Genomic DNA, 12,862 nt, shown 5'->3' on the forward strand with positions numbered 1-12,862 from the left:
CTAGCAATGGCTAAAATCACAACCGTGATTGATATAGGCTCTAATTCAGTGCGTTTGGCTGTCTTTAAAAAGACGAGCCAGTTTGGGTTTTACTTGCTTTTTGAGACCAAGTCTAGGGTTAGGATTTCAGAGGGTTGTTATGCGTTTAATGGAATCTTACAAGAAATCCCCATGCAACGAGCCGTTAAAGCCTTGAGCGAATTTAAAGAAATCGCTCTCAAATACAAAAGCAAAAAAATCCTGTGCGTAGCGACCTCAGCGGTGCGCGATGCCCCTAATCGGTTAGAGTTTGTAGCGAGGGTGAAAAAGGCTTGCGGTTTGCAAATCAAAGTGATTGACGGGCAAAAAGAAGCGCTCTATGGCGGGATCGCGTGCGCGAATTTGTTGCATAAAAATTCAGGGATCACGATAGACATTGGAGGGGGTAGCACCGAGTGCGCGTTGATTGAAAAAGGCAAGATTAAGAATCTCATCTCGCTTGATGTTGGGACGATTCGCATTAAAGAAATGTTTTTGGACAAAGACTTAGACGTCAAATTGGCTAAAGCCTTTATCCAAAAAGAGGTCTCTAAATTACCCTTTAAGCATAAAAACGCCTTTGGGGTGGGGGGGACGATCAGAGCGTTGAGTAAGGTATTGATGAAACGCTTTGATTACCCTATAGATTCTTTGCATGGTTATGAAATAGATGCACATAAAAATTTAGCGTTCATTGAAAAGATCGTCACGCTCAAAGAAGATCAATTACGGCTTTTGGGGGTGAATGAAGAGCGTTTGGATAGCATTAGGAGCGGAGCGTTGATTCTATCAGTCGTTTTGGAGCATTTAAAAACTTCTTTGATGATCACTAGTGGGGTAGGGGTGAGAGAAGGCGTGTTTTTAAGCGATTTATTGCGCCACCATTACCATAAATTCCCCCCCAATATCAACCCCTCTCTAATCTCTTTAAAAGATCGCTTTTTGCCCCATGAAAAGCACAGCCAAAAGGTCAAAAAAGAATGCGTGAAATTGTTTGAAGCCTTATCGCCTTTGCATAAAATAGATGAAAAATACCTTTTCCATTTAAAGATTGCGGGGGAATTAGCGAGCATGGGTAAGATTTTAAGCGTCTATTTAGCCCACAAGCACAGCGCGTATTTTATTTTAAACGCTTTGAGTTATGGCTTTAGCCACCAGGATAGAGCGATCATTTGCTTATTGGCGCAATTCAGCCATAAAAAAATCCCTAAAGACAACGCTATCGCCCACATGAGCGCGATGATGCCAAGCCTTTTAACCTTACAATGGCTGAGTTTTATCCTTTCTTTAGCCGAAAATTTGTGCCTGACAGACAGCCACCATTTAAAATACACGCTAGAAAAAAACAAGCTTGTGATCCATTCTAATGATGCGCTTTACTTGGCTAAAGAAATGCTCCCCAAACTCATTAAGCCCATTCCTTTGACGATAGAGTTTGCTTGAAAATAGCGATTGTCAGGCTTTCAGCGCTCGGGGATATTATCGTGAGCACGGTGTTTTTAGCGGCCATTAAAGAGCGTTTCACTGACGCTCAAATAGAATGGTTCGTGGATGAAAGATTTGGCGCGATTTTAGAGCATTCCCCCTATATTGATAAATTACACCCTATCGCTTTAAAAAGCACGCTTACAACCTTTAACCCTTTGAAGATTTTCAAACTCTTTAAATCTTTAAGGGCTTATGAATACGATATAATCATTGACATGCAAGGCTTGATCAAATCCGCTCTCATCACTCAAATGTTAAAAGCCCCTAAAAAAGTCGGCTTTGATTACGCTTCGGCTAGGGAGGGTTTGAGCGCGTTTTTTTACTCGCAAAAAGTTTCTATCGCTTATGATGAGCCTATTTTAAAGCGCAATTCCACGCTCCTTTCTCAAGCCCTAAACTTGCCAAAAGAAGAAATTTCACAGGGTTTAAGCTCTAGGGCTAAAGCGTTTTCTTACCAGCCTTCTCCAAAAATCAATGCGTTAAATTTGAATGAGAATAAGCCAAAAATCCTTTTTGTTTTAGAAACTTCTAAAATCAATAAAACTTACCCCATAGAGCGCTTTAAAGAATTGGCGTTAATGTTAGAAAATTTTCAAATTTGCTTGTTATGGCATGCTAATGAAGAGAAAGCCACCACGCTTTATCACGCTTTAAAACACCAGCGCGATGTGTTATTGCTCCCTAAACTCACCTTAAACGAGGTTAAGGCGTTGCTCTTTAAAATGGATGTGATTATTGGGGGCGATACGGGTATCACGCATTTAGCATGGGCGTTGCAAAAACCTAGCATCACCCTTTATGGCAACACGCCCATGGAGCGTTTTAAATTAGAAAGCCCGATCAATGTTTCGCTCACCGGTAATTCAAACGCCAACTATCATAAAAAGGATTTTTCTATCCAAAACATAGAGCCTAAAAAAATCAAAGAATGCGTTTTAAATATTTTAAAGGAAAAAGAATGACTTACAAAGAACGACTCATACACGAAAAAATATTAAATAAAGACGACAAGGGTTTTAAAACAGAACTGCGCATTTTGAGCGTTTTTATCGTGGAATCTTTAGTGAATATTCTAGGGTTTATGTTGGCTAAAATGCCTCATTTTTGGTTTTTAAGGTGCATTAAAGCTTTAGCGTGGCTCATGAAAACCTTTGATAGGCGCCGTTATTTTGACGCTAAGGCCAATTTGGATTTTGTGTTTGGGGATTCTAAAAGTGAAGAAGAGAAAAAAAGGATCATTAAAAAGGGTTATGAAAATTTTGCTTTCATCATTTTAGAAACCATTAGAGTGATCTTTATCCCTAAAGATGAATACGACGCTCGTTTCACGCTCATCAATGAAGAAAACGTGTGGAAGTCTTTAAACAAGGAAGGCCAAGCGATCACTTTATGCATGCATTTTGGCTATTGGGAAGCGGTAGGCACGACTTTAGCGCAATATTATGAGAATTATGGTAGGGGGTGTTTGGGGCGTTTGACTAAATTTGCCCCTATCAATCACATGATCATGAGCAGGCGAGAAGCGTTTGGGGTACGCTTTGTCAATAAAATAGGGGCGATGAAAGAACTCATTAAAATGTATAATCAAGGCAATGGCCTTGTGGGGATTTTAGTGGATCAAAATGTCGTGCCTAAAGACGGGGTGGTGGTGAAATTCTTTAATAAAGACGCTACGCACACCACGATCGCTTCTATTTTGTCGCGCCGTTACAATATAGACATTCAGCCGGTATTCATTGATTTTAACGATGATTATTCGCATTACACAGCGACTTATTATGAAAGTATTCGCTCTCAAATCACTGATAACGCTGAGAATGATATTTTAGAATGCACGCAAGCCCAAGCGAGTTTGTGCGAAGAGGTGATTAGAAACCACCCGGAAAGTTATTTTTGGTTCCACAGGCGTTTTAAAAGCACCCACCCTGAGATTTATCAAAGATAGGGTTTTGAGTGGAATGATAAAAATTAAAAAATGCTAAAAGGCATTTTTTAAAAATAAATAATAAAGAGCTTGATTTTAATCAAGCGATAATTTCTTAAGGCGGTATTCTTGGGTTAGGGGGATTTAGTTGGGGGTTAAGGGGGAGAGTTATTTCAAAATACCCCCCTATCCCCTTAAGAAAATGAGTTTTATTATAAAAATAAAGTTAAAAATCCCATTTTTTAAAAAAGTTAAAAAGTTTTAGTTATTACCACTCAATGCGAACAAGAGTGGTATTTTTCTAAAAATTCTTTTTTGAAATTCAAAAACCGCTTTTCTAAAATAGCGTTTCTAGCGTTTTTAACCAGCTCTAAATAAAAATGCAAATTGTGCAAGCTAGCCAAACGAGCGTAAGTGAGTTCTTTAGCCCTAAAGAGATGGTGCAAATAGGCTTTAGAATAGCGTTTGCAAGCATAACAAGCGCAATTTTCTTCAATAGGGGTATCATCCAATTTATAGGGCGCGTTTTTGATAGAAATCTTGCCAGAATGCGTGAAAAGGGTGGCATTTCTGGCGTTTCTGGTGGGCATCACGCAATCAAACATGTCCACCCCTAAACTGATAGCGTCTAGGATATTTTCAGGCGTGCCTACGCCCATTAGGTAGCGAGGCTTGTCTTTAGGGAGCAAGGGGGCGGTGTGTGCGATCGTTTCTAGCATTTCATCTACACTTTCCCCCACCGCTAAACCGCCTATAGCATAACCATCAAAACCCCCATGCGTTAATTCCACGCTAAGGCTTCGCATTTTCAAATGCGTGCCGCCCTGAATAATGGCAAAAAGGTTGTTGTTGGGGCGGTTATTTTCTTTATGGTATTCTAGGCTAAGATTCGCCCATTTAGCGCTTCTTTTAATGGATTCTTCAAGGCGCTTTAGTGGAGCGGGCAAGCCTACTAAATCGTCTAAAACCATCATAATATCGCTATTTAAAGAATATTGAATGTCCAAAACTTTAGCGGGCGTGAATAAATGCTTGCTCCCATCAATATGGGATTTAAAAATAATCCCGTCTTCTTGCAATTTGACATTATCGCTCAAACTAAAGGCCTGAAACCCCCCGCTATCGGTTAAAAAACTCCCATAAAATTGAGCGAAATGATGCAAGCCCCCTAATTGTTCAACCACTTTCTCACCCGGTCTTAAATACATGTGATAGGTGTTGGCTAAAATGAGCTTAGCGCCTAAAATTTCTTGCACATCCGTAGCGTCTAAAGATTTGATGCAGCCTTGCGTGCCTACGGGCATAAAAACAGGTGTCTCTACTTGAGAATGAGCTAAATTCAAAACGCCAGCTCGCGCGTGTTTGTCAATAGCTTGGAGTTGAAAATCCATCGTTTAAGCCTTAATCTTGGATATAATGGCGTAATCATTTTTTAGGAAGTTTGGAATTGAAGAAAATCGCCCTTATTTTAGATGGCATTGTAGCAAAAAATTTTTTAGACTTGGTGCTAAGGCATTATTCTAATCATAATTTTTATATAGTGGTTGTCAAAGATGAGAGCCTTATCCCTAAAAATTACCCGAGCACTTTCGCTTTTCATTGTTTTGATGCGACTTCCAGTTTTAGGCTTTTGCAGGTGTTAAACGATGAGGTGAGCGATGCGTTTTTAATCATACAAGATTTTAAAGAGCAACGCATCATCCATAAAATCATTCAAACCCATTTCAAACGCATGCGCGTGGTTTTGAGCGTGAAAAAAGATAGCGAAAAAACTTTAGAAAACAATGAAGAAAATAAAGATGAAAAGCTTATTCTGATTGATGAATTTGAAGTTTTAGCCAATAAATTCATTTCTCGTTTGCCTAATATCCCTAGCACCCCTAGAGAGTTTGGGTTAGGCAAGGGCGAGATCATGGAGATTGATGTGCCTTTTGGGAGCATTTTTGCTTACAGGCATATTGGCTCTATCAGGCAAAAAGAATACAGGATTGTAGGGCTTTATCGCAACGATGCTTTGTTGCTCTCCACTAAATCTTTAGTCATCCAGCCACGAGACATTCTCTTAGTGGCAGGCAATCCGGAAATTTTAAACGCGGTGTACCATCAAGTCAAAAGCAATGTGGGGCAGTTTCCAGCCCCCTTTGGTAAGAGCATTTATTTATACATTGATATGCGCTTACAGAGCCGAAAAGCGATGATGCGCGATGTGTATCAAGCCTTGTTTTTGCACAAACATTTAAAGAGCTACAAGCTCTATATCCAGGTTTTACACCCCACTAGCCCTAAGTTTTACCATAAATTCTTATCGCTAGAAACCGAAAGCATTGAAGTGAATTTTGATTTTTATGGGAAAAGTTTTATCCAAAAACTCCATGAAGACCACCAAAAAAAAATGGGTTTGATTGTGGTAGGCAGAGAGCTTTTTTTCTTCAAAAAACACCGAAGAGCCTTGCACAAAACAGCCACCCCGGTTTATAAAACCAACACTTCTGGCTTGTCTAAAACCACTCAAAGCGTGGTGGTTTTGAATGAAAGTTTAAGCATTAATGAAGACATGTCTTCAGTGATTTTTGATGTGTCTATGCAAATGGATTTGGGCTTGTTGCTCTATGATTTTGACCCTAACAAGCGCTATAAAAACGAGATTGTCAATCATTATGAAAATTTAGCCAACACCTTTAACCGCAAGATTGAGATTTTTCAAACCGATATTAAAAACCCTATCATGTATCTCAATTCTTTAAGAAATCCCATTTTGCATTTCATGCCTTTTGAAGAATGCATCACGCAAACGCGCTATTTGTGGTTTTTATCCACTAAAGTGGAAAAATTAGCGTTTTTAAACGATGATCACCCTCAAATTTTTATCCCTGTAGCGGAGTGAAAGAATGCAAGAAATTGTAATCCCTTTAAAAGAAAAAAGCTATAAAGTGTTTTTGGGGGAACTGCCTGAAATAAAATTGAAACAAAAAGCCCTCATCATTAGCGATAGCATCGTGGCCGGGTTGCATTTGCCCTATTTATTAGAACGCTTGAAAGCCTTAGAAGTCAGAGTGTGCGTGATAGAGTCCGGAGAAAAATACAAAAATTTCCATTCATTAGAGCGCATTTTAAACAACGCCTTTGAAATGCAATTAAACCGCCATTCTTTAATGATAGCCCTTGGTGGGGGAGTGATAAGCGATATGGTGGGGTTTGCGAGCAGTATTTATTTTAGGGGGATTGATTTTATTAATATCCCTACGACTTTACTCGCTCAAGTGGATGCGAGCGTGGGGGGGAAAACAGGGATCAATACGCCTTATGGTAAGAATTTAATCGGATCGTTCCACCAGCCTAGAGCGGTTTATATTGATCTGTCTTTTTTAAAAACCCTTGAAAAAAGGGAATTTCAAGCAGGGGTGGCTGAAATCATTAAAATGGCGGTGTGTTTTGATAAAAACTTGGTAGAAATATTGGAAATGAAGGATTTAAAAGATTGTTTAGAAGAAGTGGTTTTCCAAAGCGTCAGTATCAAAGCTCAAGTCGTTGTTCAAGATGAAAAAGAGCAAAATATCAGAGCTGGGTTGAACTATGGGCATACCTTTGGGCATGCGATAGAAAACGAGACTAATTATGAGCGATTTTTGCATGGCGAAGCGATCGCTATTGGCATGCGCATGGCTAATGATTTATCCCTTTCTTTAGGCATGCTCACTTTAAAAGAATACGAACGCATAGAAAATTTATTGAAAAAATTTGATTTGATATTCAATTACCAAATCACAGATATTCAAAAATTTTACGAACGCTTGTTTTTGGATAAAAAAAGCGAGAATAAGACAATCAAATTCATTCTGCCTAAAGGCGTTGGAGCGTTTGAGATTGCCTCTCATATCCCTAAAGAAACGATTTTAAAGGTGTTAGAAAAATGGCATTAAGGGTATTGTTATTCTTTTGTTTTTTGTTTTTGCAAGCAGAAGATAAGAGCCAAGAATTATCCTCTATACAAAAACAAATGGCTTTGGTGGATAAAAAACTCGCCAAAGACGATAACGTGTGGTTGAAAAAATTTGAAAACTACAAGATTTACAACCAAATTTATACCGAAAAAGAGAGCGTGAGGCAGGAATTAAGGCGCTTAAAAAACAAAAAAAGCAAGGATTTATTAAAGATTAGCACCTTGGAGCATACCTTAAAGGCTTTAGAGTCCCAGCAAAAAATGTTTGAAAGCTATGGGGTCAATCCTTTTAAGGACTTGATAGAGCGCCCCAATATCCCCAATATCCCTAATATCGCTAACCCTATTGCGATCATTGATGGCATTTCTTTCATCAAGAGCATGCGTTTAAAGCATGAAAATCTTAAAAATAACCAGACTTCTTTAGGAGAAGTTTTAAAGCTTTTAGATCAAAAACACCAGCTTTTAAATCAGTGGCACGCTTTGGATAAAAGCGCGAAACTAAGCGATGAGATTTATCAAACTCAAGCCAAACGCTTAGAATTGCAAGGGGCTCAAAACATTTTAAAAACCACGATCGGGATTTTCCAAAAAGACAGCGATGAAGCCATAAGCATTGTCAAATCTCAAGTTAAAAACCAGCTTTTTAAACTGGTTTATGTGTTTTTAGCGGCCCTTTTGAGCGTGGTGTTTGCTTGGATTTTAAAAATCATTTCCAGTAAATACATTGAAAATAATGAGCGCGTCTATACCGTGAATAAAGCCATTAACTTCGTGAATGTGAGCGTGATCATTTTAATCTTTCTTTTTTCGTATTTAGAAAATGTTACTTACTTGGTCACGGTTTTAGGCTTTGCGAGTGCGGGTTTAGCGATTGCGATGAAAGATTTGTTCATGAGCTTGCTTGGGTGGTTTATTATTTTGATTGGGGGGAGCGTGCATGTGGGCGATAGGGTGCGTATCGCTAAGGGGACGGATATTTTTATTGGCGATGTGTTGGATATTTCTATGTTGCACATTACGATTTTAGAAGATGTAACCTTTACCACTTATACGAACAACAGGAGAGCGGGCCGGATTATTTTTGTGCCTAATAATTATATTTTCACCACCATGTTTGCTAATTACAGCCATTTTGGGATGAAAACGGTTTGGGATGGGGTGGATTTTTGCGTTACATTTGATTCTGATTTTAAAAAAGCGTCTAAAATTGTGCTCAATATCGCTACAGAATTGTCTAAAGAATACACGGATATTACCTATAAACAGCTTAATAAAATGCGCGACCGGTATTCTTTAAGGAGTTTGAGCGTCAAGCCTCGGTGCTTTTTGATGCCTGAAAGTAACGGGATAAAAATCTCGGTGTGGTATCAAACCAATTCGTATGCCACCATGTCTTTAAGGAGCAAGATTGTGGCTGAAATTGTTGAAGCTTTTTTGAAAGAAGAAAATATCCATATCGCTTATACGACCAGCAAGTTGCTTAAAGTGGATGCTGATGCTCTAGGCGATGGTTTTGGGAATAAAAGGGAACAAAAATGAAAAAAGTTTATTTCAAAACTTTTGGGTGCAGGACGAATCTTTTTGACACGCAAGTGATGGGCGAAAATTTAAAGGATTTTAGCGCGACTTTAGAAGAACAAGAAGCCGATATTATTGTGATCAATTCTTGCACCGTAACCAATGGGGCCGATAGCGCGGTAAGGAGTTACGCTAAAAAAATGGCGCGATTGAATAAAGAGGTGCTATTTACCGGTTGCGGGGTGAAAACCCAAGGCAAAGAGCTTTTTGAAAAAGGGCTTTTAAAGGGCGTTTTTGGGCATGACAATAAAGAAAAGATTAACGCGCTTCTACAAGAAAAAAAGCGTTTTTTCATAGATGACAATTTAGAAAACAAGCACTTAGACACCACGATGGTGAGCGAGTTTGTGGGAAAAACCAGGGCGTTTATCAAGGTCCAAGAAGGCTGTGATTTTGATTGCAATTATTGCATTATCCCAAGCGTGAGGGGGAGGGCTAGGAGTTTTGAAGAAAGGAAGATTTTAGAGCAAGTGAGCCTTTTATGCTCTAAAGGGGTTCAAGAAGTGGTCTTAACCGGCACTAACGTGGGGAGCTATGGGAAAGATAAAGAAAGCAATATCGCGCGATTGATTAAAAAATTAAGCCAGATTACCGGATTGAAACGCATTAGGATTGGGAGTTTAGAGCCTAATCAAATCAACGATGAATTTTTAGAGCTTTTAGAAGAGGATTTTTTAGAAAAACATTTGCATATCGCTTTACAGCACAGCCATGATTTCATGTTAGAGAGAATGAATAGAAGAAACCGCACTAAAAGCGATAGGGAATTATTAGAAACAATCGCTTCTAAGAATTTTGCTATCGGCACGGATTTTATTGTGGGGCATCCGGGCGAGAGCGAAAGCGTTTTTGAAAAAGCGTTTAAAAATTTAGAAAGCTTGCCTTTAACGCACATCCACCCTTTTATTTACAGCAAGCGAAAAGACACCCCATCTAGTTTGATGCATGATAGCGTGAGTTTGGAAGTTTCTAAAAAGCGTTTGAATGCGATTAAAGATTTGATTTTTCATAAAAATAAGGCGTTCAGGCAATTGCAACTCAAACTCAACACGCCCCTAAAAGCCTTAGTGGAAGCGCAAAAAGATGGCGAATTTAAAGCCTTAGATCAATTTTTCAACCCCATTAAAATCAAAAGCGATAAGCCTTTAAGGGCTAGTTTTTTAGAAATCAAAGAGTATGAAATTAAGGAGAGGGAAAACCATGCCGTTTTCTAAATTTTTAGAAAATCTCACCGCTCCCTTTAAACGCATCAAAAACCGCTCGCTTGTTTTGGCGTTAGGGTTTTTGATGCTTACTTTTTGCTTGTTGCTTTTTTTAATCTTAAGCGATGTTTCTAGGCTCATATCCAGTAAGGATTTTCTTTATGTGATCCAGTCTCACCCTAAACAAACTCTAACTGAAGATGAAAATTATTTTTATGCTAACAAGGGTCTTTATAAAACCAACAAAGAAGCCTTTTTAAGGGTTTATAAAATCCCAGAGAGCATGCCCATAGAAAAACGAGAAAGTTTAAACAAGGTTTCTAAAATCTTTTTAGCGTTGCTTTTTTTCATTTCTAGCATGCTTTTTGGGATCTTTTGGCGCTTACCCAAACGATTGGACACTAAAATGAGTTTAGAGAGCGCGACTAAAAACGAATTAGAAAATGCATTCCAGCGATACGACGCGCTAGGGGTGCGTTTTGAAGACATTGCAGGGGTGGATGAAGTCAAAGAAGAATTACTAGAAGTGATAGATTATTTAAAAAACCCTAAAAAATACCAGGATTTAGGGATTTTCCTCCCTAAAGGCGTTTTATTAGTGGGGCCTCCTGGAGTGGGCAAAACCATGATCGCTAAAGCTTTAGCGAGTGAAGCTAGAGTGCCGTTTTTTTATGAAAGCGGGAGCGCGTTTTCTCAAATTTATGTGGGGGCTGGGGCTAAAAAAGTGCATGAACTTTTCATGCACGCTAAAAGGCATGCCCCCTCTATTATTTTTATTGATGAAATTGACGCTTTGGGTAAGGCTAGGGGAGGGCATAGGAGCGATGAAAGAGAGGCCACGCTCAATCAGCTTTTAACCGAAATGGACGGGTTTTTGCAAAACGATGAGGTGGTGGTGATAGGAGCGACTAACCAAATGGAAGTGATGGATGAGGCGCTATTAAGGAGCAAACGATTTGATCGGCGCATTTTCATTTCTTTACCGGATTTACTAGAAAGGCAGAGCATTTTAGAAAAGCTGTTAGAAAACAAAAAACACGCGCTAGATTACCTTAAGATCGCTAAAATTTGCGTGGGTTTTAGCGGGGCGATGTTGGCGACTTTGATCAATGAAAGCGCTTTAAACGCTCTCAAGCACCAACGAAAAGAAATCACTCATGGCGATATTTTAGAAGTGAAAGACAAGATCGCTTACGGCAAGAAAAAGCCCCAAACCTTAGATGAAAACCAAAAGGAATTAGTCGCTCTCTATCAAAGCGCGAAAGCTTTGAGCGCGTATTGGCTAGAAATTGAATTTGATAAAGCGCCTTTATTGGGGGAATTTATCGCTTTTAATGAAAATAAAATCCATAGCGAGAGCGAGATAAAAAATTACATTAAAGTGTATTTGAGCGGGACGATTATTTTAGAGTTGCTTTATAAGGAGCGTTATAGTTTGTCTAAACAAGACTTGCAAAAAGCGAAATTTTTGAATGAATTTATGGCTAGCGAGCTTCTTTTAACCCCTACAAAAGAGTCTTTAAGCGTTCTTTATGAAGAGCAACTGGAGTTTTTAAAGCCGCAAATTGCGGCTTGTAAGCGGTTGAGCGTTTTATTATTAGAGCAAGAATGTTTAGAGCATGCAAACTTCTATGATTTGTTGAACGGGTGAAAATGCGTTTTTTTAGTGGTTTTGGGTTCATCAATGAAAGCGTTTTGTTTGAAGAGTGGCTTTTAAAAGGGGCTTATGATGTGTCAGGTTTTTCTATGGGGGCGATTAAGGCGATAGAATACGCCTATAATGAAGTCTTGCAACAACGGCGCATCCATTCCTTGTTATTGTTTTCGCCTTGCATGCTAGCGCATAAGAGTTTGGCGTTCAAACGATTGCAACTTTCTTCTTTTCAAAGAGATCCGCAAAGCTACATGGATAACTTTTATAAGGAAGTGGGATTGGACGCCCAATTGGAGCGTTTTAAAAAAATGGGTTCTTTAGAAGAATTGGAACTTTTATTGGATTACAAGTATAGTGATTCTATAATTAGATTTTTATTGGAAAAGGGCGTGAAGATTGAAGTGTTTATCGGTTTAAAAGATAGAATCACTGACGTTCAAGCCCTCTTGGAATTTTTTATGCCCTTAGTTCAAGTGTGGCAGTTTAAAGACTATAACCATTTGTTGCAAAAATCTTAAAAAAGGTGGAAGATGAAAAAATTTGGTTTAGGGGTGTATTTGCTTCTTTTAGGCATTTTGGGCGGCTCTTTGATCACTTTAGGGATGATGGTCGCACCCATTGTTTTCAAAGCCCCAAGCATTTTGCCTGAATTTAATTTGACTTTGTTTGAGAGCGGGAAACTCATGTCGCAAATCATTGTTCGTTTCAATTTCTTTTTAGGCGCGATCGGTTTTGTGGTGTTACTTTATGAAATCATTTCATTTGTTTATGATAAAAGATCGTTAGTGTATTTGATCCTTGGCGTGGCGATAGGGGCGTTGTGTTTGCTCTTTGTTTTTTATTACACGCCTTATATTTTAAACGCGCAAAAAGTGGGCGAAGCTGCACTTCAAAGCGCTGAATTTGCCCGCTCGCACGCTCAAAGCGAATGGCTGTTTAAGGAATTGCTTGTGCTGGTGTGCGCTTTGTTTTTCTTGCGTTTGTTTGGGAAAAATGCGCTTTAGTCCCTTTGATTTAATCAAATGAGAGAGTTTTTGGCTACCATCTAGGAAATG

The 12,862-nt window shown here is 38.9% G+C and carries 11 protein-coding genes; 10 read left to right on the plus strand and 1 reads right to left on the minus strand.

The annotated features are described in order from the left end of the window. Positions 1 to 6: 6 nt before the first annotated feature. The 3 genes from H7O61_RS04530 to H7O61_RS04540 are packed head-to-tail and all read left to right on the plus strand — an operon-like array spanning position 7 to position 3,451. A complete protein-coding gene (locus H7O61_RS04530; protein ID WP_187875274.1) occupies positions 7 to 1,461 on the plus strand; it encodes a Ppx/GppA family phosphatase in 1,455 nt (484 codons plus the stop codon). Next, a complete protein-coding gene (waaC, locus tag H7O61_RS04535) occupies positions 1,458 to 2,468 on the plus strand; it encodes a lipopolysaccharide heptosyltransferase I (protein WP_001939311.1) in 1,011 nt (336 codons plus the stop codon). Before H7O61_RS04530 ends, waaC begins: the two co-directional genes overlap by 4 nt. Further along, positions 2,465 to 3,451, plus strand: coding sequence for a lipid A biosynthesis lauroyl acyltransferase (locus tag H7O61_RS04540; RefSeq protein ID WP_187875275.1), 987 nt, complete (start codon positions 2,465 to 2,467; stop codon positions 3,449 to 3,451). The genes waaC and H7O61_RS04540 overlap by 4 nt, the downstream gene beginning before the upstream one ends. Positions 3,452 to 3,705: 254 nt before the next feature. Here H7O61_RS04540 and tgt read toward each other — a convergent pair whose 3' ends face one another. After that, positions 3,706 to 4,821 (minus strand): tRNA guanosine(34) transglycosylase Tgt, encoded by a 1,116-nt coding sequence (tgt, locus tag H7O61_RS04545; RefSeq protein WP_187875276.1) that lies wholly within the window; start codon positions 4,819 to 4,821, stop codon positions 3,706 to 3,708. Positions 4,822 to 4,877: 56 nt separating this feature from the next. On the opposite strand from tgt, the gene H7O61_RS04550 reads away from it, so the two are divergent. The 7 genes from H7O61_RS04550 to H7O61_RS04580 are packed head-to-tail and all read left to right on the plus strand — an operon-like array spanning position 4,878 to position 12,811. Continuing rightward, positions 4,878 to 6,314: a COG3400 family protein gene (locus tag H7O61_RS04550; protein WP_025448985.1), complete on the plus strand. Its 1,437-nt coding sequence runs from the start codon at positions 4,878 to 4,880 to the stop codon at positions 6,312 to 6,314. Positions 6,315 to 6,318: 4 nt separating this feature from the next. After that, on the plus strand, positions 6,319 to 7,350 hold the full coding sequence (gene aroB, locus H7O61_RS04555; protein WP_001156341.1) for a 3-dehydroquinate synthase: 1,032 nt from the start codon (positions 6,319 to 6,321) through the stop codon (positions 7,348 to 7,350). Then, the gene (locus H7O61_RS04560; RefSeq protein ID WP_187875277.1) at positions 7,341 to 8,912 is read left to right on the plus strand and encodes a mechanosensitive ion channel family protein; all 1,572 of its coding nucleotides are present in this window, start codon (positions 7,341 to 7,343) and stop codon (positions 8,910 to 8,912) included. Before aroB ends, H7O61_RS04560 begins: the two co-directional genes overlap by 10 nt. Further along, entirely contained in the window at positions 8,909 to 10,165 is a 1,257-nt protein-coding gene (gene mtaB, locus H7O61_RS04565; protein ID WP_187875278.1) for a tRNA (N(6)-L-threonylcarbamoyladenosine(37)-C(2))-methylthiotransferase MtaB, read from the plus strand. Before H7O61_RS04560 ends, mtaB begins: the two co-directional genes overlap by 4 nt. Beyond that, a complete protein-coding gene (locus H7O61_RS04570) occupies positions 10,152 to 11,804 on the plus strand; it encodes an AAA family ATPase (protein ID WP_187875279.1) in 1,653 nt (550 codons plus the stop codon). The genes mtaB and H7O61_RS04570 overlap by 14 nt, the downstream gene beginning before the upstream one ends. Positions 11,805 to 11,806: 2 nt before the next feature. Further along, positions 11,807 to 12,325 (plus strand): pimelyl-ACP methyl ester esterase BioV, encoded by a 519-nt coding sequence (gene bioV, locus H7O61_RS04575; protein ID WP_025448986.1) that lies wholly within the window; start codon positions 11,807 to 11,809, stop codon positions 12,323 to 12,325. A gap of 12 nt (positions 12,326 to 12,337) precedes the next feature. Beyond that, a complete protein-coding gene (locus H7O61_RS04580) occupies positions 12,338 to 12,811 on the plus strand; it encodes a DUF4149 domain-containing protein (RefSeq protein ID WP_001928996.1) in 474 nt (157 codons plus the stop codon). Positions 12,812 to 12,862 lie beyond the last annotated feature (51 nt).

Origin of the sequence: Helicobacter pylori (genome assembly GCF_014496965.1) — a bacterium.
GTDB lineage: Bacteria > Campylobacterota > Campylobacteria > Campylobacterales > Helicobacteraceae > Helicobacter > Helicobacter pylori_CZ.